Raw genomic sequence first — 24,884 nt, 5'->3', positions numbered from 1 at the left:
CATGCCAAAGGAGCTGCCGTCTATATTGAACAAAAAACCCCGCCTTCATTTCTGAAAGCGGGGTTCATTGAGTTATGAATAACGGCTCAGCCTATTCTGGCTTGATCGTCTTCAAAAGATCGGCAATCGACACCTCGACCGTTGGGCGAATATCTTTGCGCCACAGGGCAAAAGCCACATTGGCTTCAATGAAGCCGGACTTTGAACCGCAGTCGAATGTGCGGCCATGATAATCGAAGCCAAAGAACTTCTGCGCATCGGCAAGCTTCAGCATTGCATCGGTCAGCTGGATTTCATTGCCTGCACCCTTTTCCTGCTTGCTCAGCAGTTCAAAGATTTCCGGTTGAAGAATATAGCGGCCATTGATGTAAAGATTGGAAGGTGCAGTGCCTTTGGCAGGCTTTTCAACCATCTGGTTGATTTCAAAGCCGTTGCCGATCGCACTGCCCTTGCCGACGATGCCGTATTTATGAGCTTCCTCGGGATCGCATTCCTGCACGGCAATGACATTGCCTCCGGTCTGCTCATAAAGCTCGACCATTTCCTTAAGGCAACCCTTCTTCGACTGCATCACCATATCTGGCAAAAGCAGAGCGAAGGGTTCATCACCAACCAGTTCACGCGCACACCAGACAGCATGACCAAGACCGAGTGGAACCTGCTGACGGGTAAAGCTGGTGGTGCCTGGCTGCGGCTGCAATTCCTGCAGATGTGCAAGCTCCGCCGTCTTGCCGCGTTCAGCCAGGGTCGAATAGAGCTCGACCTGTGCATCGAAATAATCCTCGATGACAGCCTTGTTGCGTCCGGTGACGAAAATCAGATGTTCGATACCCGCTTCGCGCGCCTCGTCCACCACATATTGGATGACAGGCTTGTCGACAACGGTGAGCATTTCCTTGGGGATGGACTTGGTCGCTGGAAGAAAGCGGGTCCCAAGACCGGCGACGGGGAAAACTGCCTTACGGATTTTGCGGATCGAACTCATTCGTCTCCTCGATTTTTTCACTAACGCGGTTGTGCTATCAAAGCATTGAAACCATTGCATTTCAAATAGGGCGTTTTCATTAAGGAATGACGAAGTTCCGCCTTTTCCCTCATCACATTCGATGACCTTACCTTAATCTTACTTGATTCAAAAATTCCGCAAAACTTTCTGCATTTTTTTCGACGATTTCGGCATGGTAAACCAAATGCTAACCTGAAGCCTCTAATGTGAAGCTGAAAAGGGTCGGCCCCAAATTCAACACTAGATAGTATTAACAACTTGATGCAATCTGATTGAAGCAGGCCCGGCATGACAGGCAACTCGCCGTTCGACACGGCAGAAACATGATTGCAGAAGGGAAACACAGAATGCTGCGATTTCCATTCACTCTGGGACGAGGAATGCGCGCCAAGATTACAGCGACCGTTGCGGTGGCAATGCTCGTGTCCGGCCTGACGACAGGCAGCGCTTTTGCTGATGCTAATTTCCGAAAATGGGTCTCCAGTTTCCGCACCACAGCTATCCAGAATGGCGTATCACCATCGACGTTCGATCGCGCATTCAGGGGCGTCGATTCGCCAGATCCTGAAGTGCTGCGCAAGGCGCGCTTTCAGCCAGAGTTCAACGAGCCCGTCTGGAACTATATCGACAATCGCGTGAATGAGCATTCCGTGGCCGTCGGCCAAAGCATGGCTAAAAAATGGGGTCCATGGCTCCAGCGCATCGAACAGCGCTTCTCTGTAGACCGCAATATCCTGCTGGCCATCTGGTCGATGGAAAGCAATTACGGCGAGATCCTCAAGCGTGACGATGTCATGATGGACACGATCCGTTCGCTCGCCACACTGGCCTATGCCGATCAGCGTCGTGCCAAGTTTGGCCGATCACAGCTCATTGCCGCGATGAAAATTCTCCAGACCGGCGATATTGACCGTGGACACCTGACCGGTTCGTGGGCGGGTGCGATGGGACATACCCAGTTCATCCCGACGAGCTATCAGGCCTATGCAGTCGACATGGACGGTAACGGCAAGCGCGATATCTGGAATTCGGTCCCCGATGCGCTTGGTACTGCCGCAAATCTTCTGCATCGCAATGGTTGGCAGCCGGGCCGCACCTGGGGCTATGAAGTTGTGCTTCCTGCCGGTCGCAAGTTCCCATCCGGCTCGCTTTCAGCCGCCGAATGGCAGAGACTGGGTGTCGTTCGTGCCAATGGCCGTCCTTTCCCGGATGCCAATGAGAAAGTTACACTGAAAGTCCTCGACGGACGTCAGGGACCAGCTTTCCTGATGGCCAAGAACTTCTCGGTCATCAAGCGCTATAACAATGCCGATAAATATGCTCTTGCTGTTGGACTGCTTGCAGATCGTATCGGTGGTTATCAGGGTCTGCGTCAGGACTGGAACCGTCCTTTCACGCCTATCACGATGAATGAGCGCGAAGAACTGCAGACGCATCTCAAAGCGCTCGGCTATTACGATGGCAAGATCGACGGCAAGATTGGCTCGACATCACGCAAAGCCATTGAAGCTTTCCAGCAGCGAAATGGCCTGCAGCCAGACGGACATCCGAGCGCGGAAGTGCTTTCGGTTCTCCGCCGCCGTTAAAAGCCGCTTTAAAGCAAAGGAGCGTACATTGGATGTACGCTCCTTTTTGTTTTTGGCGAAGGGCGTTACAATCCTCAACGCAGGAAGGTGAAACCAATGCAGGCAAGGCAGTTCAAAATCTCAGCAGGCAGCGTTGTAATGACGGCGCTCGTTGCCTTCGCAATGATACTGACCGCCTTGTCTTCCGCATGGGCACAAGAACGGCCCCGCACCATTTTTGATCTTCTGTTCGGACCAAAGCAAGTCCAGCCTCAACGCCAATATAAACAGCCACGTCCACAACGCGTGCGCCCCGCAAAGCCCAAACGTGCGCCCAAGCCTGCCACTCCGGCTGCGCGATCTGCGAATGCTCCCGCTCCGACGCCAGAAGTGAATTTCGTTGAGAAGAATCCCGATGCCAAAAAGGTTCTGATTGTCGGCGACTTCATTGGCAATGGCCTCGCGGAAGGGCTGGACATCGCCTTTGCGTCCAGCGCCGACATACGGATCGTGAGCCGCATCAATGGTTCATCTGGCTTTGTGCGCGATGACCATTTTGACTGGCCTGCAAGTATCGGTAAAATTCTCGAAGAGGAAAAGCCTGCAGCCGTGGTCGTGATGATTGGGTCAAACGACCGCCAAGCGATTACCGTCAAAGGGCGGAGTTTGGCCGCTCGTTCGCCAGAATGGGCTGCAGAATATCAAAGTCGCGTCTCCAAATTCATGATGGAAATCACGGATAAGAACTATCCGTTGATCTGGGTTGGACAGCCACCATTCCGTCCTCGCGGCATGTCGCAGGATATGCTGGCGCTTAATGAAATCTACCGCACCACATCCGAAAAGGCTGGCGCCAAATTTATCGATGTTTGGGATGGCTTTGTCGATGAGGAAGGTAATTTCAGCCAAACCGGGTTTGATATCAACGGCCAGACCGCGCGTTTGCGCGGCAATGACGGTATCAACACCACATCTGCTGGCAAACGCAAGCTTGCCTTCTACGCAGAGAAGCCTTTGAAAGCTTTGTTCGGCGGCAGTAAGGATAGCGAACAATTGCTTCCGGCAGCAGGAACACAGGATCCTTCAAAGCCTGTAGACCGCATTGCGCCGGTGAGTCTGCGTGACATTGATCGAGACAATAGCGGTGTTTTGTTGGGTGGGGCGCTGGGTTCTCGCAAGAAGAACGATAAAAAGCCGTTCAGCGAGCACAAAACTGCCCCTGGTCGCGCTGATGATTTTTCCTGGCCACAAAAAAGCGTAAACCCCTGAATAATTAGATTATTCGCGACCAAGTTCTCAGGCCTTGACAGAAAATTCCGTGAAATATGCGGTATTTCTCAGCCTAAATGCTATATTTCTCGAGGTTCACATTTCAAATCTCCTCGTCTATCAGAAGGTCGCGCAGTCCAATCTGGCCGTAAAGCGTTTCCAGCAAAAGTGCGAAGCGGTTGTGCGTTGGATAATGCGTAAAAATAAATAATGAGACGCGGTTCCAAAGATTCAGTCTTAACTGGAATTGCTCCAAGCGCGTCGCTGCATTGCATAAGAGGCATCTGAATGAATATTGCATCGAAGCCTCCCGTTGAGAACAACCGGGAGGAGGAACCCCATCTTGCACGCAATCTGTCCAATCGACACCTCCAGCTGATCGCCATTGGCGGCGCTATCGGTACCGGCCTTTTCATGGGCTCAGGCAAGACCATCTCGCTCGCCGGACCATCCATTCTGCTGGTCTATGCGATCATCGGCTTCATGCTGTTTTTCGTGATGCGCGCGTTGGGTGAAATCCTTCTGTCCAATCTCGAATATCGCTCCTTTGCCGATTTCGCAGGCGATTATCTCGGCCCTTGGGCGCAATTCTTCACCGGCTGGACATACTGGCTCTGCTGGATTGTGACCGGCATCGCCGATGTGGTGGCCGTTTCAGGCTATGTTTCCTTCTGGTATCCGGAATTGGCACTTTGGGTTCCCGCACTCGGCCTGATTGGAGTGCTACTGCTGCTGAACCTGCCAAATGTGCGCAATTTCGGTGAAATTGAATTCTGGTTCGCGCTCATCAAGATCATCGCCATCGTCGCCCTGATCATCGCAGGCGTTTACATGCTTTCGACCAGCTTCATGCTGCCAAATGGTACCAAGTCATCAGTTGAACATCTATGGGCACATGGCGGGTTCTTCCCCAACGGCTTCTTCGGTTTTGTGGCAGGTTTCCAGATAGCTGTTTTCGCATTCGTCGGTATTGAGCTGGTCGGCACAGCTGCCGCTGAAACCGAAAATCCGATGCGCAATCTGCCAAAGGCGATCAACTCGATCCCGATCCGTGTTGTGCTTTTCTATGTTGGCGCATTGTTCGTCATCATCACGGTCATTCCATGGAATCAGGTTGATCCGAACTCCAGCCCGTTCGTAGCAATGTTCTCACTTGCGGGTCTCGGCATCGCGGCGCATGTCGTGAATTTCGTGGTGCTGACCTCGGCAACCTCGAGCGCCAATTCCGGCATTTATTCGACTTCGCGTATGATCTACGGTTTGGCGACGTCGCGTCTGGCTCCGAGCCTGCTCGGCAAGCTTAACAGCCGCAAAGTACCAGTGAATGCGCTGTTCTTCTCGTGCATCTTTCTGCTTGCGGGCGTTGATCTGCTTTATGCAGGCAAGAGCATCATTGAAGCTTTCACGATCGTTACGACGATTTCAGCGCTTCTCTTCATCTTCATCTGGTCGATCATTCTGGCATCTTACATACAATATCGCCGCAAGCGTCCTGACCTGCATGAAAAGTCGACCTTCAAGCTACCTGGCGGTCGAGCTTCCGTTGTGATGGTCTTTGCCTTCTTCGCCTTCATCCTTTGGGCACTGGCACAAGAACCTGATACCGCTGTTGCTCTGAAAGTAACGCCTGTTTGGTTCGTATTCCTTGGCGTCGTCTATCTGATAATTCGCAAGAAACGCCAACAAAACTAAGACGCAAAAAAGCCCGGCTTCGAGCCGGGCTTTTTTATCACGTAATCATTGCAATCAGCGTGGCAATACAGACGATCCCATCAGATCTGCGTCGATCGCATGCGCGGCCTGACGGCCTTCACGGATCGCCCAGACAACCAGCGACTGGCCGCGACGGACGTCGCCTGCTGCATAGAGCTTGTCGACATTGGTGCGGTAATCACGCTCATTGGCCTTCACTGAAGTTCCGCCACGACGATCCGTTGCGATTTCCAGTTTCTCGCCCAATTCCTTGAGCACGCTGTTTTCTGTCGGACCGAAGAAGCCGATAGCGATGAATGCGAGATCAGCTTTGATGAAGAATTCAGAGCCTGCAATCGGCTTGCGCTTGTCATCGACCTGACAGCACTTCACATGGGTAAGCTTGCCGTCTTCACCGATGAATTCAAGTGTCGCGACCTGAAATTCGCGGTTTGCACCTTCTGCCTGACTGGAAGAAGTCCGCATTTTGGTGGCCCAATAAGGCCAGACGCTGAGCTTGTCTTCTCTTTCAGGCGGCTGCGGACGAATGTCCAGCTGCGTAACGTTTACAGCGCCCTGACGGAAAGCCGTGCCAACGCAGTCAGATGCCGTATCACCACCGCCAACAACCACGATATGCTTACCACCGGCGAGAATTGGCGCTTCGTGCCAAGCGACCGATTCAATATTCTCGCGGCCAACGCGACGGTTCTGCTGAACCAAATATGGCATAGCATCATGCACGCCTTCAAGGTCTGCACCCGGAATGCCTGCAGGACGCGGCTTTTCCGAACCACCCGAATAAAGCACGGCATCATACGTATCGAGCAGGCCGCGCAACGGCTTGTCCAGGCCGATATTCACGCCGCAAAGGAAGCGAACGCCTTCACCTTCCATTTGCGTGACGCGGCGGTCGATCAGATGTTTTTCCATCTTGAAGTCAGGAATACCATAACGCAGCAGACCGCCGGGGCGGCTTTCACGTTCATAGACATCGACCATGTGACCAGCGCGTGCAAGTTGCTGTGCGGCAGCAAGACCTGCAGGGCCTGAACCAATGATCGCGACCGACTTGCCTGTCTTCTGTGCTGCTGGCTGCGGCACGATATGGCCAAGCTCATAGGCCTTATCGCCCAGTGCCTGTTCAACAGTCTTGATCGCAACCGGCGTATCTTCGAGGTTCAGCGTGCAGGCTTCCTCGCAAGGAGCCGGGCAAACGCGGCCGGTGAATTCCGGGAAGTTGTTGGTCAGATGCAGGTTGCGGATCGCCTGATCCCAATTGTTGTTGTAGACGAGATCGTTCCAGTCCGGGATCTGATTGTGCACAGGGCAGCCCGTTGGACCATGACAAAACGGAATGCCGCAATCCATGCAACGCGCCGCCTGCTTCTGCACTTCACCATCCGTCATCGGCAGAGTGAATTCGCGGAAGTGACGAATACGATCCGATGCTGGCTGGTACTTTGCTACCTGCCGATCGATCTCAAGAAAACCAGTTACCTTACCCATTTTATGCTCCTCTCACAGCGTGAGATTCAGGGGGCTATTCGCCATTTCAGGCGCACGAGCACCGCTTTTAATAATAATTACTCAGCTGCAACGCCGATCTGCATGCGCTCCATCTCTTCCAGAGCGCGGCGATATTCGACCGGCATGACTTTCACGAATTTCGGGCGATAGCTCTCCCAATTATCGAGAATGTCCTTGGCACGCGTGGAGCCCGTGTAATGCAGATGATTGGCAATCAACTGCACCAGACGTTCTTCGTCATGGCGCGTCATGTTTGCCGAGACATCCACACGGCCCTTGTGCATCAGGTCGCCGCCGTGATGGTGCAGCTTTTCGAGGATATCATCCTCTTCCGGCACCGGCTCCAGCTCGACCATCGCCATATTGCAGCGCTGCGCAAAGTCACCAACTTCATCAAGCACATAGGCAACGCCGCCCGACATGCCTGCTGCGAAGTTGCGACCTGTCTGGCCGATAACCACGACGACACCACCGGTCATATATTCGCATCCGTGGTCGCCCACGCCTTCGACAACCGTAACGGCACCGGAGTTACGCACTGCGAAACGCTCGCCTGCCACACCGCGGAAATAGCACTCGCCTTCCAGCGCGCCGTAAAGCACGGTATTGCCTGCAATGATCGAGTCTTCGGCTACAATACGCGTATCTTCTGGCGGACGTATGACAATGCGGCCACCCGAAAGGCCCTTACCGACATAGTCGTTACCATCACCGATCAGCTCGAACGAAATACCGCGGGCAAGGAATGCACCGAAGGACTGACCAGCCGTGCCGCGCAGGGTAACGGCAATCGTATCTTCCGGCAAACCCTTGTGACGGAAACGCTTGGCCACCTCGCCCGAAAGCATTGCACCTGCCGAACGATCGACGTTCTTAATGTCGACGTCGATCTTGACCGGTGTCTTGTCTTCCAGCGCAGGCATGGCCTGAGCAATCAGCGTGCGATCGAGAACGTCGTCAATCGGATGATGCTGACGTTCGGTCCAGTAGATTTCGTGCTTCTCGGCTTCCGGCTTGTAGAAGATTCGGCTGAAGTCGAGACCCTTGGCCTTCCAATGATCGATCATGTCCTGCTTTTCCAGAAGATCGGTTTCACCGATAATCTGTTCAAGCTTGGTAAAGCCCATTTCAGCCAGCAATGCGCGCACTTCTTCCGCCAGATAGAAGAAGAAGTTGATCACATGCTCTGGTGTACCCTTGAAGCGCTTGCGCAGAACAGGGTCTTGTGTGGCAACGCCGACAGGGCAAGTGTTGAGATGGCACTTGCGCATCATGATGCAGCCGGCTGCAATCAGCGGAGCAGTCGAGAAACCGAACTCGTCGGCACCAAGCAGCGCACCGATGATCACGTCGCGACCCGTACGAAGACCGCCATCGACCTGAAGCGCGATGCGCGAACGAAGGCCGTTGAGCACCAGTGTCTGGTGGGTTTCGGCAAGGCCGATTTCCCATGGCGAACCGGCATGCTTGAGCGAGGTCAGCGGAGACGCACCCGTACCGCCATCATAACCCGAAACGGTGATGTGGTCGGCGCGCGCCTTAGCAACACCGGCGGCAACGGTACCAACGCCCACTTCCGACACCAACTTGACCGAAATATCGGCAACCGGATTGACGTTCTTCAGATCGTAGATGAGCTGCGCCAGATCTTCGATCGAATAGATGTCGTGGTGTGGAGGAGGTGAAATAAGACCAACGCCAGGTGTCGAGTGACGCGTCTTTGCAATCGTCGCATCGACCTTATGGCCCGGCAGCTGACCACCTTCACCGGGCTTTGCACCCTGCGCAACCTTGATCTGGATCATGTCGGAATTAACGAGATATTCTGCCGTCACACCGAAACGGCCCGATGCTACCTGCTTGATCGCAGAGCGTTCAGGGTTTGGCGTACCATCCGGCAACGGATAGAACCGATCCGGCTCCTCGCCGCCTTCACCCGTGTTCGACTTGCCGCCAATGCTGTTCATGGCACGCGCAAGCGTAGTGTGTGCTTCGCGCGAGATGGAACCGAAAGACATGGCACCGGTCGAGAACCGCTTGACGATATCGACCGCCGATTCAACCTCGTCAATGGACACTGGCTCTTTGCCACGACCCTTTGCAAAGCGAATATCGAACAGGCCACGAATGGTCTTTGCCTGTGCCGACTTGGAGTCGAGCATGGAAGTATATTCGGTGAACGTTTCCGGGTTTGACGTGCGAACGGCATGCTGTAGCTTTGCAACCGCATCGGGCGACCACAGATGCGCTTCACCGCGCATACGGTAGGCATATTCGCCACCCACTTCGAGTGCTGTCAGCAGAACGGGATCATTGCCAAACGCGTCGGTATGACGACGAACGGTTTCTTCCGCGATTTCTTCCAGACCAACGCCTTCGATACTCGTTGCCGTGCCGAAGAAGAACTGATCGACAAAGCGTGTCTGCAAGCCGACAGCATCAAAAATCTGCGCGCCGCAATAGGACTGGTAGGTCGAAATGCCCATCTTGGACATGACCTTGAGAATGCCCTTGCCGATCGACTTGATGTAGCGTTTGACCACTTCATATTCATCGACTTCCGGCGGGAACTCGCGGCGGCGATGCATGTCGAGCAGGGTGTCGAAAGCGAGATAAGGGTTGATCGCTTCCGCACCATAGCCTGCGAGACAAGCAAAGTGATGCACTTCGCGTGGTTCACCTGATTCAACAACCAGACCAACCGATGTACGCAGCCCCTTGCGGATGAGGTGATGGTGGACGGCAGCCGTTGCCAGCAGAGCCGGGATCGGAATGCGATCTGGACCAACCTGACGATCCGACAGGATAACAATGTTATAGCCGCCATGCACGGCAGCTTCTGCGCGGTCGCAAAGGCGCTCAATCGCACCATGCATACCGGCAGCACCTTCACCTGTGTTATAGGTGATGTCGAGCGTCTTGGTATCGAAGCGATCTTCCGTATGACCGATGGAGCGGATTTTCTCGAGATCGCCATTGGTCAGGATTGGCTGACGCACTTCCAGACGCTTGCGGCGCGAGGTGCCAACCAGATCGAAGATGTTCGGGCGCGGACCGATGAACGAGACAAGGCTCATCACAAGCTCTTCGCGGATCGGATCAATCGGTGGGTTCGTGACCTGTGCAAAGTTCTGCTTGAAATAGGTGTAAAGCAGCTTTGACTTATCGGACATCGCCGAAATCGGCGTATCCGTGCCCATCGAACCGATGGCTTCCTGACCGGTAGTAGCCATGGGGGACATCAGAAGCTTGGTGTCTTCCTGGCTGTAACCGAATGACTGCTGACGATCAAGCAGGCTCACATCCTTGCGCAGAGCGCGCGGCTCGACCGGGTTCAGATCTTCCAGAATGAGCTGTGTGTTAGCCAGCCACTGCTTGTAAGGATGCTTCTGCGCGATCTGGGACTTGATTTCCTCGTCCGAGACAATGCGGCCTTCTTCCATATCGATAAGCAGCATGCGGCCCGGCTGCAGACGCCACTTCTTGACGACCTTCTTTTCGTCGACTGGCAGAACACCTGCTTCGGAAGCCAGAATGACAAAATCATCATCCGTCACAAGATAACGGGCGGGACGCAGACCATTGCGATCAAGCGTAGCGCCAATCTGGCGGCCATCGGTAAAGGCGACAGCGGCAGGACCATCCCACGGCTCCATGAGCGCTGCATGATATTCGTAGAACGCACGGCGTTCATCTGACATGAGCTTGTTGCCCGACCATGCTTCCGGGATCAGCATCATCATAGCATGCGCAAGGCTATAGCCACCCTGATGCAGGAATTCGAGCGCATTGTCGAAGCAAGCCGTATCCGACTGGCCTTCGTAAGAAATAGGCCAGAGCTTGGAAATGTCGTTGCCGAACAATTCCGAGTCTACCGATGCCTGCCGTGCAGCCATCCAGTTGACGTTACCGCGCAGCGTGTTGATTTCACCGTTATGCGCAACCATGCGATATGGATGCGCCAGACGCCACGAGGGGAAGGTGTTGGTCGAGAAGCGCTGGTGAACCAGCGCCACAGCGCTTTCAAAGCGCGGATCCTTCAGATCGTTATAATAGCTGCCGACCTGATAGGCCAAGAACATGCCCTTATAGACAACCGTGCGCGCCGACATGGAAACGATATAGAAACCTTTATCGTCGCCATCGTTTTCCTGATAGATGCGGTTGGAAATGACCTTGCGCAGCACGAACAGGCGACGCTCAAAATCATCATCGGATTCAATCGTTGGGCTGCGTCCGATGAAAACCTGAACGTGGAATGGCTCGGTCGCGGCAATATCGGGTGCCTTTGACAGCGAAGAGTTATCGACCGGCACCTGACGGAAACCGATAAAGGTCTGGCCTTCAGCGGTGATGACTTCCTTGACGATCTCTTCGATATGCGAGCGAAGTTCAGCATCGCGCGGCATGAAGATATAACCGACGGCATAATGGCCCGGCTGCGGCAGGTCGATGCCCTGACGCGCCATTTCTTCGCGGAAGAAACGATCCGGAATCTGGACAAGCATACCCGCACCGTCGCCCATCAAAGGGTCGGCGCCAACCGCACCACGATGGGTGAGGTTTTCAAGCATCTTGAGACCGTTTTCAACAATCTGATGAGACTTCTGGCCTTTCATATGCGCGATGAAGCCGACGCCACAGGCGTCATGTTCATTACGCGGGTTATAAAGGCCTTGGGCGGGCGGCGTGCCCGCCGAAGTTCGCGCCGTTTTTCGGGTTGCGTTGGTGGAATTGGTCGCAGCTTTGACCGTTCCGTTCTGACCGTTGTGTAAATCCACATGCGATACAGATGGCGTCAAATGCGGCATCGTCATTCCCTCCTGTGAGCGCGCAACCATGCGCGATACGATAATGAACCGGAACGGCTATTCGTTCCGAACTGTTTTAGTCGCGCATCTCATCCGAAAACCGCTTCGCACTTTTCGGGATGCGCTTTGAGTTCTGTGTATGGAAAGCCTTCTCGAAAAGGCGTTGGACGACGTTCCGGGGCCGATGGCTGAACCATCGAGAGGAATATTGCTTTGGCGCCTTAGTCTTTCAGGCTCGGACAAGCGACCTCAGCCCGCCATATGGCGCACCAAACTCCCCTGCCTCAATTGAATGCCGCCTATTGCCGGGTTGTCCCGATCCGCACGACACTCTCTTTCTGCAACTGGTGGAAGTTCTGACCAGAAACCCAATCAATCGCAGTGATGAATTGGACAGCAATGATGAATTAGTCAGCAATGCTGTCCTAATAACGTATGACAGAATTCAAATTCGCTCACAAGATGGAAACATGATTTTTTCGAGCCTATTGCGAAACAAAGTGTCGCAGATATTCATATTACCGTTATTTAATTGCGTTAGCAGCTTGTTGCGTCAGTTTGGCGCGGCCAAACACGGGCGTCGAATGCTCCAAAAAGTGACATTGGCTTCGCTCTTTTTACCATCCGCAGGCCTTACACCTGTAACCGAGTCCGGTTATAGACCTCTCCTATAAGGTCCCACTGCCAGCGGAGAACAACGTGCATTTTGCTTCAGACAACTGGGCAGGCGCCCACCCGAAAATCGCTGAAAGTCTTGCACTTCACGCCAACGGCTTTGCAGCCGCCTATGGTGCCAGCGAAATCGACAAGCGTGTAGAGCAGCGTTTCAACGAGCTGTTCGAGCGAGAAGTCGCGGTCTTCTTCGTTGGCACAGGCACAGCAGCCAACTCGCTGGCGCTTGCCAGCGTCAATCGTCCGGGCGGCGTTTCACTCGTGCATCGCGAAGCGCATGTGATCGAAGACGAATGCGGCGCGCCAGAATATTTCACCGGCGGCGCCCGTTTGCACCCGATTGACGGCGCAATGGGTCGTATCGATCCTGAATTGCTCAAGCGCGAACTCAAGCGCTTCAATCCTGCTTTCGTTCATGCCGGTCAGCCGATGGCTGTCAGCATCACACAGGCAACGGAAGTTGGCACGCTTTATCAGCCGGAGCATATTTCCACGATTTCCGAAATCTGTCGTGGTGCGGGTCTGCCGCTGCATATGGACGGTGCGCGCTTTGCAAACGCACTTGTATCACTGGACATGACACCTGCAGAAATGACCTGGAAGCAGGGCGTCGATATCGTTTCCTTTGGCGGCACCAAGAACGGCTGTTGGTGTGCAGAAGCGCTCGTATTTATGGACCCTGCCCGCGCTAAGGATTTGCCTTTCATTCGCAAGCGTGCCGCACAGCTTTTCTCGAAAACACGTTTTATTGCGGCCCAGTTCGATGCCTATCTCACAGATGGTCTGTGGATTGAACTGGCGAAGCATTCCAATGCGCTTTCTGCGCGCCTTGCCCGACATATTGATGCATCGAGCCAGATGCGACTGGCATGGAAGCCGGAAGCCAACGAGGTTTTCGCGATCATGAAGCAATCCGTTTATGATCGCCTGCGTGATGCAGGCGCAATCTTTTACGACTGGAACCCACCACATTCCGAAGTCAATCGCATCAGCGAAGGCGAGATTTTCGCACGTTTCGTGACAAGCTTTGCCAACACGGAAGAAGAAGTCGACCAATTCGGCAAGCTGATCGCGTAGCATCCGTTCCAAAAACCGCATCACACTTTTTTGGAATGCACTTAACAAAAAAGCGGCGCAAAATGCGCCGCTTTCTTTTTATAGGCCTCTAAGCAGTTAGTGGGCGGTCTTCGCTTCAATCTGCTGGGCATCAGCCGTCGATGCCTGACTTACTTCGATCTTGCGCGGCTTCATCTGTTCAGGGATTTCGCGCTTGAGATCGATATGGAGCAAGCCATTTTTAAGGCTGGCACCGGCAACTTCAACAAAGTCTGCAAGCTGGAAGCGACGCTCAAAAGCACGCGAAGCAATGCCGCGATAGAGCACTTCACCGGCTTCCGAAGCATCGTCTTCGGCCTTCTGGCCCTTGACGGTCAACTGATTGCGGTGTGCTTCTATCTCGAGTTCACTTTCCGAGAAGCCTGCAACGGCCATGGTGATGCGATAGGTGTTCTCACCGGTCCGCTCGATATTATATGGCGGATAGGAAGACTGCGAACCTTCAGGAGATGCGAGCGTATCAAGCATCGAGGAGAAGAGACGGTCGAAACCAACGGTGGAACGATAGAGCGGCGAAAAATCAACGTGACGCATATGTAAGCCCTCCTTAAGAGCGACAAGAATGCATTATATTGGCGGCAGAATTCCCGTTTTGGCGAATTCTCAGGTGCCGGCGGCCCCGTTATCGGCAACCGCAAAACTCATTTGGGAATGCTGCTTTTTCATTTCAAGACTGATTTGGATGTCCTTTGCAGAAAACGCCGTCGGCCTTGCTCATATGACCGGAGAATATACTTACACGGCTTATCACCTACCGTAACAACTCCTGATCGTTTGGGGGCCGCAAACTGGGGGATTCGCCACGCAATGAACCCAAAATGAACATCATCTTCGGCGAGCGTTCAGGTGCTTGGGGCTACACATCGGACCAGAAATCGAAAGCGTATTCTGGAAAGTTCGATGTGTAGTTTCAAACGTCAGAGGGTCCTTTGTGCGCCTGGAAGGACGCACGCCGCTCTGATGTACCACTATGCCTGCTGAGAGGCGGGTTCATCAAAGGATTACGGTTATGAAAAAAGCTTTTCTTGCTTTTGCCGCACTTGCCACCGTCGCGACAGGGATCGCGACGACATCCCACGCAGCCGATAACGGGTTGCGCGTTCAGGTTCAATATTACGACGATGATGGCTATCGTCCGCCTATGCCCCCACGTGGTGGACCACGTCCGGATTGGGACGGTCCAGATCGTGGATATGATCGTGGACCAGGTCGCGGACCCGGCTGGGGTGGCGATTATGGACGCCGCGACACGCTCGGTCCCCGCCAGGTTGCCCGTTCGCTGCAGCGACGTGGCTATGATGTTGGCGATATTCGCCGTGACCGCGGCGCCTATTTCGTCAAGGCTACGCGTCCGAATGGTCGTCGTGTGGTCGTGGTGGTTGATGCTTTCAGCGGTCGTATCATTGATGAACGCCGTGCTGGTCGCGGCTGGTAATTCCAGCCAGAACGGACAGATCAACCTGTGCAACGTCCCTTGCACAGGTTGTTTCCTGAACCGGAAGTTTGCTCGCAAACTTCCGGTTACTTTTTATCATCCTTTGCCCCATTATATTGCTGTGCGAAATTTAACCTGGGACAACCGCCTGAATGCCAGATTTTCTTTTTGAGACCAATGCGAATCCCATACCGCCCGGAACGCAATCTGGCATGCTTGAAACCCGGGACGGCAAGAGCTTGCGCTATGCGCTCGTCAAGTCACAAACCAAGCCATCACGCGGCACGATCATACTGCTGCAAGGTCGCAACGAGTTCATCGAGAAATATTTCGAGACCATGTCAGACCTTTCAAATCGTGGCTTCACCGTCGCCACACTTGATTGGCGCGGACAAGGTGGGTCGCACAGACTGCTTAAGGATCGTTTGCGCGGCTATGTGGGTCGTTTTAGCGATTATACCAATGATCTCGACCAGTTTCTGACAGATGTCGTCTTGCCCGATTGCCCCCCGCCATTTTATGTATTTGCGCATTCTGCGGGGGCATTGATTGCCTATTCGTCAATACAGAAGCTTGCTTCGCGAATTACTCGTATGGTGCTTTGTGCACCATTGATGGGGCTTGGGGGATCAAAGTCCAGCGATGACAAGATGCGCCGCATCACGACTGGCCTGCGCTGGTTCGGCTTCGGCAGGCTCTATGCTGCGGCTGGGCGCAAGATGATTGACCGGCCATTTGCAAACAATCCATTGACCAGCGATCCCGCGCGCTTCACGCGCAACATGGAAGTTGTTCGTAACAATCCTGATCTGGCGCTTGGTGGTCCCACGGTGCGTTGGCTTGCCGGTGCACTCGAAACCGCGTCGTTCATCAGCCGACCGGATTTTTATCAAGGACCGGCCATCCCAGTATTGATAATCGCAGCGGGTGCCGATCAGGTCGTTTCCACACCGGCAATCGAGCGCTTTGCTGCAAGCACACGCAATATCTCGCTCGTCGTCGTTGATGGCGCACGCCATGAATTGTTGCAGGAAGCCGATTTCTATCGGGAGCAAGTTCTGGCGGCCTTTGATGCTTTCATTCCCGGAACCTCGGAAATTGAAAGACCACCAGAAACCACAGAACCTGCAAGTCCCGATCAGATGTAATTACCCGTTAATGAGTTCAAGCGCTGCCTGATGCAAGGCGGGAGATGCGGCAGCGACAATATCGCCACCCTTTTCCGCCGGACCACCATCGCGCTGCGTAACAATACCACCTGCCTGCTCGATGATCGGGATCAGTGCCACGATGTCATAGGGCTGGAGGCCTGCTTCTACCACAATATCGGCAAAGCCACCTGCAAGCATCGCGAAAGCGTAGCAATCGACACCATAACGCGACAGACGCACCGAGCTTTCCAGCCGATCAAAACCTTTGCGCAGATCACCCTTGAAGAGTGCCGGTGTTGTCGTGAACATCGTTGCGTCTTCAAGCTTGGCCTGAGAACGCGCTGTCAGTCGACGTTGCTCTCCACCATCGCGCACCAGATAGGAACCGTCACCGTCGCTGTAGAACAGCTCCCCCGTGAAAGGTTGCGACATCATCCCTGCCTTGGCATCACCATCGACTGTGAGGCCAACAAGTGTTCCCCACACCGGCAGGCCGGATATGAAGGCACGCGTGCCGTCAACCGGGTCGATGACCCATACATGACTGCGATCGATGTTTTCCGGGCCATATTCTTCGCCAAGAATGCCGTGGTCGGGAAACTCGCGTCCAATCACAGCACGAATCGCCCGCTCCGCTGCGCGATCAGCTTCCGTCACCGGATCAAAGCCAGAGGTGTATTTATTGTCGATCGCCGTGAACTGGCGGAATCGCGGCAAGGTTTCAGCTGCAGCCACCGAAGCGACTTCGGAAAAAAATGCCCTATCGATCAGCAATCCCAATCTCCCGTTTCCATAAGATGATGCATTCATATGCAACCTGTACTAATATTGCCCATAATTTGAGCTGCCTTTTTTTAGCTCAAAAATTATGCGTAATTCCTTGACGCATAAGGCTTTGCAGCGTAGCTTAAAGGTCAGACAGGCTATCCTGTCGATGCCTTTCGGGGCATTTCCTCCCTAGTCTTTGGCCGCGCTTTCTTCATTGGAGCGCGGCTCTTTTTATCTTTAGTTGATTATAGATTTTCGCATTTAGCTGAAGATGAAAAGTGCGAGGCGGCTATTCAGCCGCAAGCGGCGGCACGACCAGAAGCTCGTCTGGCAGCGACGTCAGATCGCTCAGGAACTGATAAAGGTCCGCACAAAGCGCATTGAAGCCAGCCAGCTTCTGCAAGCTCTGTTCATTCATATAGAGACTGCGATTGATCTCGATCTGCAAGGCATAGCAAGCTGTTGCAGGCCTGCCATAGTGCTCGGTGATGAAGCCGCCTGCATATGGCTTATTGTGCGCAACCGTATAGCCGAGCCCCTGAAGCAGCTCGATAGCCGCTTGCGTCAACTGTTCACTGCAAGAGCGGCCAAAACGATCGCCAATGATGAAATCAGGCCGACCACCAATATCGCCCGATCGTGTGCCACCCGGCATGGAATGGCAATCGATAAGAACGGAATAGCCAAAACGATCATGGGTCGTCTGCAACAGAGCGTCGAGCGTATTGTGATATGGCTTATAAAGGTCTTCGATCCGATAGAATGCTTCCTGCAGCGATATGCGCCCCGAATAAATAAGCTGACCTTCGCCAACCAGCCTCGGAATGGTCCCCAGACCGCCCGCCACGCGTGCAGACTGGCTATTTACGAAAGGTGGCAGCGGCTCCACGAACATACGTGGATCAAGTTCAAAAGGCTCGCGATTCACATCGAGAAAAGCGCGTGGAAAATGCGCTTTGAGCAAAGGTGCGCCTAGACGCGGCGCGTCTGCAAAAAGCTCGTCAACATAGCAATCTTCCGAGTATCGGATAGCCAGTGAGTCGAGCCGTGATTCTTCAAGAAACGATTTTGGATAGGCGCGTCCGCTATGAGGTGAATTAAAAACGAAGGGAATTCGCTGCTGCGCAGGCGCGCAGACCTCGTAAGGGGGCATCAGATGAAAATCACGTTCCAGACTCATACTTCAACCCGTCTCGACTGTCTTTTTTTAACCGGCCATATGGTAGTTCTGCTTTAAAAGCAGGGTCTTATGTCAGTCCGGCCAGACACAATATCCGAAATTGCAGAGCCCGCCACTCCCTCTATGGACCAGCCCGCAAAACTGTGAAAAGCTGTAACACATAACAGCTTGTTGCCAAACAGTGGCCATAACAATTAACATTTGCGAGAGCATTCATTTCATATTTACCAAAAACGCGTTTTCTAGTGCGAGAGCTGAGTCGTTACCTGTGCCGAAATGCGCGAACGAACGACATGAAATTCGGACGGACCAATGAAAAGAATTCTGCTAGCTGAAGACGACAACGATATGCGTCGCTTCCTCGTGAAAGCACTGGAAAAAGCGGGCTATCACGTCACCCATTTCGACAATGGCGCCAGCGCCTATGAAAGGCTGCGCGAAGAACCTTTTTCGCTGCTGCTGACCGATATTGTCATGCCGGAGATGGATGGCATCGAGCTGGCGCGTCGTGCGACCGAGATCGATCCAGACCTCAAGATCATGTTCATTACCGGCTTTGCAGCTGTCGCGCTGAACCCCGATTCGGACGCGCCGCGCGATGCAAAAGTGCTTTCGAAGCCATTCCACCTGCGTGATTTGGTGAATGAAATCGAAAAAATGCTGATCGCCGCGTAAGGCGACCAGCAGCTTTCCCGGTACTCGATAAGCTATTCAACAGCAAAGACGAATAAACTTTAAAAAAGGGCATTGACGGGCGCAACGCGATATGGTGTATGCGCCACATCGAATGGGCGTATAGCTCAGCGGGAGAGCACTACATTGACATTGTAGGGGTCACAGGTTCAATCCCTGTTACGCCCACCATTCGAACCCACGGTAATCATTGTATAATTCGGCCTGACCTACAGATGGCCTACTGCCCAACATACACCCTATGGGGCGTCATATGGGGCGCACATCGCGCGCACCCATTTTAGCCGAACATACTCCCGATACTGCCGAACAGGGCCTGACGCCGGATCTGTTCGGCGGCCTGTTCTTCCTTGCGTTGCTCCTGACGTTGCTGCTGGTTTTGCACAAACATCGAAGCGATATCCCCTAGTAACATCGATGAAGGATCGGCAGCCGGAGCGCCTGGAGTAAGCGATCCTGCCGCGCCACCTGGCATGACGGCAGACGCTGCGGGCATTTGCTGCGCGACCATCATATCGGCCAAACCGCCCGGTGCGCCTGCCGGCGTGGCCGGTGCGGTCGGGGCCGATCCGCTAGGATTGTACTTTGCAAACGCTGGATCGTTCTGCAGCTTGCGCCAGTTAGCCCCTTGCATCTGGAAGTGCGGCTTATCGACAAACTTCCAGTTACCGCCCCACTCCAAACCGTGCTTCGCCCCAAGCTGGCCGAGCTGCGACCACCGCGCGTCTTCCGGTGACCAGTTCTTAGTGCCGAGCAATGCGCCAGGCACAACGTCAAAGGCCACACCGTAGTTATGGTTGGACTGGCCGCCACGGGCTTTCGTGACGATAGCGCCCGGTGCTGTTCGGCCTTGTGCATAAAGCTGGTTCTGGCGATCAATTGAGCGGTAGCCTTCCTGGACGCGCGGGTCTAGTCCGGCAGCGTATGCTTCCGCAAGGAAGGCCGACGCAACGTCACGAATGTTCGGGTGGAGCGAACTAGTGTAGCGGCTGAAATCGGCCATTATTTATCCTCCCGCATAACCGCGTCGTTATCCTCGTCGCTGTCATCAGCGCTCAAGGCGTTCAGGATCGAGCTGGCCTCTGCGCCGTACCAACCCTTAGCCTTTTTCGCCAGCGCCTGACGATTTGCCGGGTTATTGGCTTTCATCATCAAGGCCGCAGTGTCAGCGTTCGTCAGAATGTCGTCCATCATACGTTGATAGCCTTGCTCCTGCGCCTTACGGACGCCCCGACGAACAAGCACCGACGCGATAGAAGTCACAAGGAACGTACCGCTGATACGACCGCTCATGTACGCGTAGGCGCGGCTCTGGAGCGCTTCTGGCGTGAGCAACTGACTGGACATGCCCTGCGCCGTACCGGACGAATTTGGCGCTTTGGCTGCGTTGCGGGTATCAACGCCTTTCAACGCGTCGGAAATTTCCCGAATGCGTGTCAGATGCTCTGGATTTTCGCGGTACAGGCGTTCTGCCACAGCAGCATTGGTCGGATTATCGAGGAAGTCAGACAGCGCTTGAGGCGACCAGGGCTGCGCGCCATTGATGTCCGCGGTCGTTCGGCCTCCTGCACGGCTCTTACCCTGCATGATATCCCAAAAGACCTTTCGCGCGCCTTCTACCGCTTTGGGCGCATCGCCGACAAACGTAATCAGCTCATCGATCGATGCTGCCGGATCGCGGGAGGCCAGAACACCCTTCATGGCCTGCTCGGCTTTTTCGTCGCCGTATGTCAGATAGTTCGCAACGCTTGACTGGTTCTGCTGCGTCAGCATCTTCCGAAGCTGCTGTTCGTCGCGTACCGCTTCATCCAAGATATTAGACCGGCAACAGCCGAGAACCTTCGTGCTGAAATGCTCAGCGGATGGAAAGCATGGGCTGAAGATCGTGAAGAATTAGACAGGCTGCGCAATAAACCATCCCTCGCTGAAGAACCTATCGGCTATTTGTTTCAGCATGAAGAAACCGGGCTGACACAGGTTGTTGAGGTGCAGCAAGTCGAGTGGGGATTTGAAAAGAACAACCCTCGCTGGCAAAAAATCAGCCCTGTCTATGCCGCTCCGGTTTCGGAACCATCCCCGCGTGCGCAGGCTTTGGAGGAAGCGGCGAAGATTGCCTTCGATGTTTCCGAGAATGGTCACTACTACGGCGAAGCATCTGTAGACAGCACAAGCTCAATCTATCAGCAGGGCGCATTTGAGGTTTACGAGGCTCTCCGCGCCCTGTCGTCTCAGCCTATAGCGGACCATATTGCCGACGCCGGTAAAATGGTTGCGGATGGGTGCAAGGCTTATGTTGGTGAAATGAAAACTTCTTCCGGCACTGACTATTTTGTCATGATCAAGTCTGGCGGCCGGGAATTGTCTATCCGTAAACACCAGTGGAAGCACCACGCCGATTACGAAGCGGCGGAATACAACTGGCTTTTTAACGGCGGTGAGAAGCCGGACATTCTGGAATATCGGGAAGCTCCAGGAGCCTCAAAATGAGAAACCCAAATCACCCAAGTTTTGAGACGGTTTGTGAAGTTCAATATTCCGTCAACCCCAGACCCACAGATTGGTCAATGGCTGGCCTCGGATGCGGGGTCACAGGTGGCCATTGCGTACCCGGCGAACAGTGCACGACAATCAGATCGCTACACGCACAAATGAAAGCCCCCCGCCCGAATGGAGGCAGCGATGCAGACGATTGATTACGTCATGCGTTATGGCGGTCACTGCCGTGACTGCGCTGACGAGGATGGCATTTGTCCTCGTGATGGTACGCCATGCGAGCCAGCACCGAAAAGGGCAGTCATTGAACACACCTTGAAGGCACTAGAATACGGTATGTCGCGAGGCTTCATTCAAAGCCCCTTCACCCGCCCCGTCGCGCCGGTCGAAGGGTTGGAGACGGTTGGCCGCGCCGGGATTTTGCGCGGTGTGAAAGGCAGAACTGCGGCTGAGTTCTCAGAGAAGGACGTGCCTGATTTTACCGAAGTCGTCACCCGACCGCAGGCCGAGGACATCATTGCGGCGAAGGTCGAGCAAGAGCGTCTTCGGTTTGAAGGCGAACTTGATAAGTGGATGAAGATAATCGGAGCGGGTATCACTGGGTATCAGCCGGAAGCATATGCCCTGATGGATTTGGCGTGTCAGGAGCTTGTTAAGCTGCGAGCCGACAACGCGGCGCTGACTGCGCGGGTTAAGGAGCTGGAGGTTAGTCGTAACGAGATGGACAACATCGCCTACGCCGCTGGCTTTTACCAAGCTGAGTGTAACCTGCCAGAGCATACGAATGCGCAAGAGGCGTTAAAAGAATATCGACATCTCAAAACCCTCGAAACCCAACTCGCGGCGGCAAGAAAGGCGTTGGCTCGTGCCGCTTACGGCTTCGATCAAATTCACAAGTCACTGATGAGTAACAGGCCAAAACAAGCTTCCGGCGAAGTGACTGCATTCTTTCTCGCAGATCCAAGCTCGCAATCTAATTGATCGTTTCCAAACAATGATCCGAATGAAGGCCAAGACAGAACTCGACCCGTGGATCGCTGATGCACGCGACAGTCTGTTTGCCCCCTTCGCCAACGGGATACTGAAAGACAAGGCAGCGGTGTCCGCCGCCATCACCGAACCTTGGTCGAACGGCCAGGTCGAAGGGCAGATCAACAAGCTGAAGCTCGTTAAAAGGCAAATGTATGGGCGTGCCAAGCTGGATCTTCTTCAGGCACGGTTGATCGGCGCAATGTGAAAGAAATCGTCATCAAAAATGCGTCAGACCCAATATTCCGTTCCGATTGACACCCAGAACTAAAAAGGGACCTTTTGCTGTTAAGTAAAAAGCGTGGTGCAGCCCACGATAAACCCGGTGACGAGTAGCCCTCGACTCCCGGCTACGCTCACCACCGACAAATAACCTCCTGCCCTAATTGTCCGGGCATTTTAGCTTTTGCAAGAGTGGTGCAGTACGACTTCATCCGACCTTGATCACCGCAAGATCGGACGGGATTATTTCACCATTTCAGCAAGATAGAATTCTGCGCCGCTGATTTAAAATCATGGGTAAAGGCAGCAAAATCAGTTGGTTACTGATTTGGCCACGTCGATTTTTGCACAGCGTTTCCAGTGTGATTTCCACAGGTTATCCACGGTTGCCCGCTTCAAAAAGTGGCTTCGCCCCCTCGATCTTCAATCGGCATCCGTAATATAAGTATCACGTCGTGATACAATCCCCTTGACTTCCATTTGTATCACCGTATGATACGGGCAATAGGAGTTGCGATGATACGGTCTTACAAAGATGCCATGACAGAGACCGTTGCCAGCGGTAAGGCACCTAAAGGGTTTCCGGCTGATTTGTTAAAGTCGACAATTCGCAAGCTCACAATGATTGAAAGCGCTGTTATTTTAGATGATCTTCGGTCTCCTCCCGGCAATCGGCTTGAGGCACTCAAAGGGGATCGTCAGGGACAGCATTCAATCAGAATTAACGACCAGTGGCGCGTTTGCTTCGTTTGGACAGACGCAGGCGCTGAACAGGTCGAGATTGTTGATTATCACTGATCCTCGGTTGGACACCTATAGGAGGTTCCTATGACACTCAGTATTTTACCCCCGGTTCATCCTGGTGAAATCCTTCGTGAAGAATATCTCGTGCCGCTTAATATGAGTGCCGGAGCACTCGCCAAAGAACTGAATGTTCCGCGCACTCGTATCGAGCGTTTGGCTAAAGAATACACCTCTTTGACGCCTGATACTGCATTGCGCCTTGCCAAATTCTTTCGTACTACGCCGGAGTTTTGGATGAACATGCAAGCAAGCTATGACCTTAAGACGGAAGCTGCCGCGATTAAGGATGAACTTGCAGAAATACATGAGCTTGAAGCTGCTTGATGACTGCCCCGCTCCGGCGGGGCCTTTCATGCCGCCCACCCTCTAATCTTAGCGTTTGAATACCCCCACCGGACAGCCAGCACCTCTAAACATCCTCGAAGGCTGTCAGTGGCATGATCTCGGCGTCGGCGCTCTTTGCCCGCTATGTCTTCAATAGTCATTCCCATACCTGCGGTGCGAACTACCAACTCGTAACCGAGAATGCCCAGAAGATCGGAGCATTTTTTCAATTCCACGCCTGCCTGCAACTGCTTGTCTGAAATATCTTGCGCGTTCTTACCTCCGTCGTAACCGGTGTTTTAGCACCACGTTGTACTCCGCGGTTTGAACTGCGAAGGGCTTTCCATGGATGGATGAAGGAGTTTCCCCATGGGGCCTACGGTGGAGTTTCTCACCCCCGAGAAGAGTAACAGCGGGGGCAGCAATAAATGGACGCCGGAATTCAAGGCCCGGCTTGTTTCGGAAACTCTGCGACCCGGTGCTCGAGTTGTTGATGTTGCGCAGCGTTATGGTGTTCGGGCAAACCGTTTATCTATGTGGCGAACCTTGGCCAAGCGCGGCCGACTGGTTTTGCCCGCGCCTGAAGATGGAATAGAATTCGCAGGATTGGTGATCAGCGAGCCAGTGACGGAACAACCTTGCTCTGATCAGGGGCGCACCGAGATATGCGTCGGGCCAGTGACGGTTCGTCTTGAAGCGGGTGCATCGGTTGCCCGTATTGTTGCAGTGGCGCGTGGGTTGGCGGCTCCATCATGATCTTTCCTTCCAATCGGGTGCGAATCATGGTGGCAACAAAGCCTGTCGATTTCCGTAAAGGCCATGACGGCCTTGCCGCCATCGTTAAGAATGAACTACGAAAGGACCCGTTCACTGGAACTGTATTCGTGTTCCGCTCGCGAAAAGCGGATCGGTTAAAACTGATCTATTGGGATGGGACAGGTATGGTGCTGGCTTATAAGCGTTTGGAAGCCCATACATTCAGTTGGCCGGAGATCCGGGATGGGCTGATGTCATTGAACCATGCGCAGTTTGAGGCGTTGTTTGCAGGGCTCGACTGGCGACGTGTCCGTGCAGTGGAAGCACGAGCGCCTATGACTGTTTAAATGCTGCGACACGGTGACTCT

General features: G+C 53.8%; 21 protein-coding genes, 1 tRNA gene and 1 pseudogene. 15 read left to right on the top strand and 8 right to left on the bottom strand.

Annotated features, from left to right (window positions below; translation table 11 throughout):
• Nucleotides 1-91: 91 nt before the first annotated feature.
• Nucleotides 92-985, bottom strand: coding sequence for a UTP--glucose-1-phosphate uridylyltransferase GalU (galU, locus tag CES85_RS07900; RefSeq protein ID WP_095445365.1), 894 nt, complete (start codon nucleotides 983-985; stop codon nucleotides 92-94).
• A gap of 368 nt (nucleotides 986-1,353) precedes the next feature.
• Here galU and CES85_RS07895 point away from each other — a divergent pair, with 368 nt between their 5' ends.
• The 3 genes from CES85_RS07895 to CES85_RS07885 all read left to right on the top strand — a co-directional run bounded on the left by CES85_RS07895 (nucleotide 1,354) and on the right by CES85_RS07885 (nucleotide 5,532).
• Nucleotides 1,354-2,592: a lytic murein transglycosylase gene (locus CES85_RS07895; protein WP_095445364.1), complete on the top strand. Its 1,239-nt coding sequence runs from the start codon at nucleotides 1,354-1,356 to the stop codon at nucleotides 2,590-2,592.
• A gap of 96 nt (nucleotides 2,593-2,688) precedes the next feature.
• On the top strand, nucleotides 2,689-3,840 hold the full coding sequence (locus CES85_RS07890) for an SGNH/GDSL hydrolase family protein (RefSeq protein WP_095445363.1): 1,152 nt from the start codon (nucleotides 2,689-2,691) through the stop codon (nucleotides 3,838-3,840).
• A gap of 288 nt (nucleotides 3,841-4,128) precedes the next feature.
• Nucleotides 4,129-5,532 carry an amino acid permease gene (locus CES85_RS07885; protein WP_095445362.1) on the top strand — a complete coding sequence of 468 codons (1,404 nt, stop codon included), beginning with the start codon at nucleotides 4,129-4,131 and terminating at the stop codon, nucleotides 5,530-5,532.
• A 54-nt stretch (nucleotides 5,533-5,586) separates the two neighbouring features.
• Here the strand turns inward: CES85_RS07885 and CES85_RS07880 are convergent, their stop codons facing one another.
• Both CES85_RS07880 and gltB read right to left on the bottom strand, forming a co-directional pair.
• Nucleotides 5,587-7,041, bottom strand: coding sequence for a glutamate synthase subunit beta (locus tag CES85_RS07880; protein ID WP_095445361.1), 1,455 nt, complete (start codon nucleotides 7,039-7,041; stop codon nucleotides 5,587-5,589).
• Nucleotides 7,042-7,118: 77 nt separating this feature from the next.
• Nucleotides 7,119-11,873: a glutamate synthase large subunit gene (gene gltB / locus CES85_RS07875; RefSeq protein ID WP_095445758.1), complete on the bottom strand. Its 4,755-nt coding sequence runs from the start codon at nucleotides 11,871-11,873 to the stop codon at nucleotides 7,119-7,121.
• A 699-nt stretch (nucleotides 11,874-12,572) separates the two neighbouring features.
• Here gltB and CES85_RS07870 point away from each other — a divergent pair.
• Nucleotides 12,573-13,622 (top strand): threonine aldolase family protein, encoded by a 1,050-nt coding sequence (locus CES85_RS07870; RefSeq protein WP_095445360.1) that lies wholly within the window; start codon nucleotides 12,573-12,575, stop codon nucleotides 13,620-13,622.
• Between the two features lie 96 nt (nucleotides 13,623-13,718).
• On the opposite strand, the gene CES85_RS07865 is transcribed toward CES85_RS07870, so the two are convergent.
• Nucleotides 13,719-14,195 carry an Hsp20 family protein gene (locus tag CES85_RS07865; RefSeq protein WP_095445359.1) on the bottom strand — a complete coding sequence of 159 codons (477 nt, stop codon included), beginning with the start codon at nucleotides 14,193-14,195 and terminating at the stop codon, nucleotides 13,719-13,721.
• A 475-nt stretch (nucleotides 14,196-14,670) separates the two neighbouring features.
• Here CES85_RS07865 and CES85_RS07860 point away from each other — a divergent pair, with 475 nt between their 5' ends.
• Together CES85_RS07860 and CES85_RS07850 are read left to right on the top strand one after the other, a co-directional pair.
• Entirely contained in the window at nucleotides 14,671-15,096 is a 426-nt protein-coding gene (locus CES85_RS07860) for a PepSY domain-containing protein (protein WP_095445358.1), read from the top strand.
• A 152-nt stretch (nucleotides 15,097-15,248) separates the two neighbouring features.
• Nucleotides 15,249-16,244: an alpha/beta fold hydrolase gene (locus tag CES85_RS07850; RefSeq protein ID WP_095445356.1), complete on the top strand. Its 996-nt coding sequence runs from the start codon at nucleotides 15,249-15,251 to the stop codon at nucleotides 16,242-16,244.
• Here CES85_RS07850 and hisN read toward each other — a convergent pair whose 3' ends face one another.
• Nucleotides 16,245-17,021: a histidinol-phosphatase gene (gene hisN, locus CES85_RS07845; RefSeq protein WP_095445355.1), complete on the bottom strand. Its 777-nt coding sequence runs from the start codon at nucleotides 17,019-17,021 to the stop codon at nucleotides 16,245-16,247.
• A gap of 283 nt (nucleotides 17,022-17,304) precedes the next feature.
• The gene (locus CES85_RS07840; RefSeq protein ID WP_095445354.1) at nucleotides 17,305-18,195 is read right to left on the bottom strand and encodes an N-formylglutamate amidohydrolase; all 891 of its coding nucleotides are present in this window, start codon (nucleotides 18,193-18,195) and stop codon (nucleotides 17,305-17,307) included.
• A 312-nt stretch (nucleotides 18,196-18,507) separates the two neighbouring features.
• On the opposite strand from CES85_RS07840, the gene cpdR reads away from it, so the two are divergent.
• Together cpdR and CES85_RS07830 are read left to right on the top strand one after the other, a co-directional pair.
• Nucleotides 18,508-18,870, top strand: coding sequence for a cell cycle two-component system response regulator CpdR (gene cpdR, locus CES85_RS07835; protein WP_007877205.1), 363 nt, complete (start codon nucleotides 18,508-18,510; stop codon nucleotides 18,868-18,870).
• Nucleotides 18,871-18,984: 114 nt separating this feature from the next.
• A tRNA-Val gene (locus tag CES85_RS07830) sits at nucleotides 18,985-19,059 on the top strand.
• 109 nt (nucleotides 19,060-19,168) lie between these two features.
• On the opposite strand, the gene CES85_RS07825 is transcribed toward CES85_RS07830, so the two are convergent.
• Nucleotides 19,169-19,891: a M15 family metallopeptidase gene (locus CES85_RS07825; RefSeq protein ID WP_095445353.1), complete on the bottom strand. Its 723-nt coding sequence runs from the start codon at nucleotides 19,889-19,891 to the stop codon at nucleotides 19,169-19,171.
• Entirely contained in the window at nucleotides 19,891-20,700 is an 810-nt protein-coding gene (locus CES85_RS07820) for a hypothetical protein (RefSeq protein WP_095445352.1), read from the bottom strand. The genes CES85_RS07825 and CES85_RS07820 overlap by 1 nt, the downstream gene beginning before the upstream one ends.
• 132 nt (nucleotides 20,701-20,832) lie before the next feature.
• Here CES85_RS07820 and CES85_RS07815 point away from each other — a divergent pair, with 132 nt between their 5' ends.
• The 7 genes and pseudogenes from CES85_RS07815 to tnpB all read left to right on the top strand — a co-directional run bounded on the left by CES85_RS07815 (nucleotide 20,833) and on the right by tnpB (nucleotide 24,863).
• Nucleotides 20,833-21,375, top strand: a complete 543-nt coding sequence (locus CES85_RS07815) for a hypothetical protein (RefSeq protein WP_157743433.1) — start codon at nucleotides 20,833-20,835, stop codon at nucleotides 21,373-21,375.
• A gap of 192 nt (nucleotides 21,376-21,567) precedes the next feature.
• Nucleotides 21,568-22,362 (top strand): hypothetical protein, encoded by a 795-nt coding sequence (locus CES85_RS07810; RefSeq protein WP_157743432.1) that lies wholly within the window; start codon nucleotides 21,568-21,570, stop codon nucleotides 22,360-22,362.
• Nucleotides 22,340-22,618, top strand: a pseudogene (locus CES85_RS07805) (transposase); the annotation flags it as partial. The gene CES85_RS07810 and the pseudogene CES85_RS07805, both read left to right, overlap by 23 nt.
• Nucleotides 22,619-23,148: 530 nt before the next feature.
• Nucleotides 23,149-23,430, top strand: coding sequence for a type II toxin-antitoxin system RelE/ParE family toxin (locus tag CES85_RS07800; RefSeq protein ID WP_095445348.1), 282 nt, complete (start codon nucleotides 23,149-23,151; stop codon nucleotides 23,428-23,430).
• Between the two features lie 30 nt (nucleotides 23,431-23,460).
• Complete coding sequence (locus tag CES85_RS07795) at nucleotides 23,461-23,760, top strand: HigA family addiction module antitoxin (RefSeq protein ID WP_095445333.1); 300 nt, start codon at nucleotides 23,461-23,463, stop codon at nucleotides 23,758-23,760.
• 369 nt (nucleotides 23,761-24,129) lie between these two features.
• Nucleotides 24,130-24,516 carry a transposase gene (locus CES85_RS27110; protein ID WP_157743431.1) on the top strand — a complete coding sequence of 129 codons (387 nt, stop codon included), beginning with the start codon at nucleotides 24,130-24,132 and terminating at the stop codon, nucleotides 24,514-24,516.
• Nucleotides 24,513-24,863 (top strand): IS66 family insertion sequence element accessory protein TnpB, encoded by a 351-nt coding sequence (tnpB, locus tag CES85_RS27105; protein ID WP_157743430.1) that lies wholly within the window; start codon nucleotides 24,513-24,515, stop codon nucleotides 24,861-24,863. Before CES85_RS27110 ends, tnpB begins: the two co-directional genes overlap by 4 nt.
• Nucleotides 24,864-24,884: the final 21 nt, after the last annotated feature.

It is taken from the genome of Ochrobactrum quorumnocens, from assembly GCF_002278035.1.
Taxonomy (GTDB): Bacteria; Pseudomonadota; Alphaproteobacteria; order Rhizobiales; family Rhizobiaceae; genus Brucella; species Brucella quorumnocens.
This window is presented reverse-complemented; position numbering and strand designations above follow the sequence as displayed.

Bases quoted from the DNA above. Each gene is read 5' to 3' on its own strand.
- cpdR (WP_007877205.1), top strand. From the start codon at position 18,508: ATGAAAAGAATTCTGCTAGCTGAAGACGACAACGATATGCGTCGCTTC.
- CES85_RS07895 (WP_095445364.1), top strand. From the start codon at position 1,354: ATGCTGCGATTTCCATTCACTCTGGGACGAGGAATGCGCGCCAAGATT.
- CES85_RS07810 (WP_157743432.1), top strand. From the start codon at position 21,568: ATGCAGACGATTGATTACGTCATGCGTTATGGCGGTCACTGCCGTGAC.
- CES85_RS07880 (WP_095445361.1), bottom strand. From the start codon at position 7,041: ATGGGTAAGGTAACTGGTTTTCTTGAGATCGATCGGCAGGTAGCAAAG.
- tnpB (WP_157743430.1), top strand. From the start codon at position 24,513: ATGATCTTTCCTTCCAATCGGGTGCGAATCATGGTGGCAACAAAGCCT.
- CES85_RS07840 (WP_095445354.1), bottom strand. From the start codon at position 18,195: ATGAGTCTGGAACGTGATTTTCATCTGATGCCCCCTTACGAGGTCTGC.
- galU (WP_095445365.1), bottom strand. From the start codon at position 985: ATGAGTTCGATCCGCAAAATCCGTAAGGCAGTTTTCCCCGTCGCCGGT.
- gltB (WP_095445758.1), bottom strand. From the start codon at position 11,873: ATGCCGCATTTGACGCCATCTGTATCGCATGTGGATTTACACAACGGT.
- CES85_RS27110 (WP_157743431.1), top strand. From the start codon at position 24,130: ATGGGGCCTACGGTGGAGTTTCTCACCCCCGAGAAGAGTAACAGCGGG.
- CES85_RS07850 (WP_095445356.1), top strand. From the start codon at position 15,249: ATGCCAGATTTTCTTTTTGAGACCAATGCGAATCCCATACCGCCCGGA.
- CES85_RS07825 (WP_095445353.1), bottom strand. From the start codon at position 19,891: ATGGCCGATTTCAGCCGCTACACTAGTTCGCTCCACCCGAACATTCGT.
- CES85_RS07890 (WP_095445363.1), top strand. From the start codon at position 2,689: ATGCAGGCAAGGCAGTTCAAAATCTCAGCAGGCAGCGTTGTAATGACG.
- CES85_RS07800 (WP_095445348.1), top strand. From the start codon at position 23,149: ATGATACGGTCTTACAAAGATGCCATGACAGAGACCGTTGCCAGCGGT.
- CES85_RS07795 (WP_095445333.1), top strand. From the start codon at position 23,461: ATGACACTCAGTATTTTACCCCCGGTTCATCCTGGTGAAATCCTTCGT.
- CES85_RS07860 (WP_095445358.1), top strand. From the start codon at position 14,671: ATGAAAAAAGCTTTTCTTGCTTTTGCCGCACTTGCCACCGTCGCGACA.
- CES85_RS07865 (WP_095445359.1), bottom strand. From the start codon at position 14,195: ATGCGTCACGTTGATTTTTCGCCGCTCTATCGTTCCACCGTTGGTTTC.
- CES85_RS07885 (WP_095445362.1), top strand. From the start codon at position 4,129: ATGAATATTGCATCGAAGCCTCCCGTTGAGAACAACCGGGAGGAGGAA.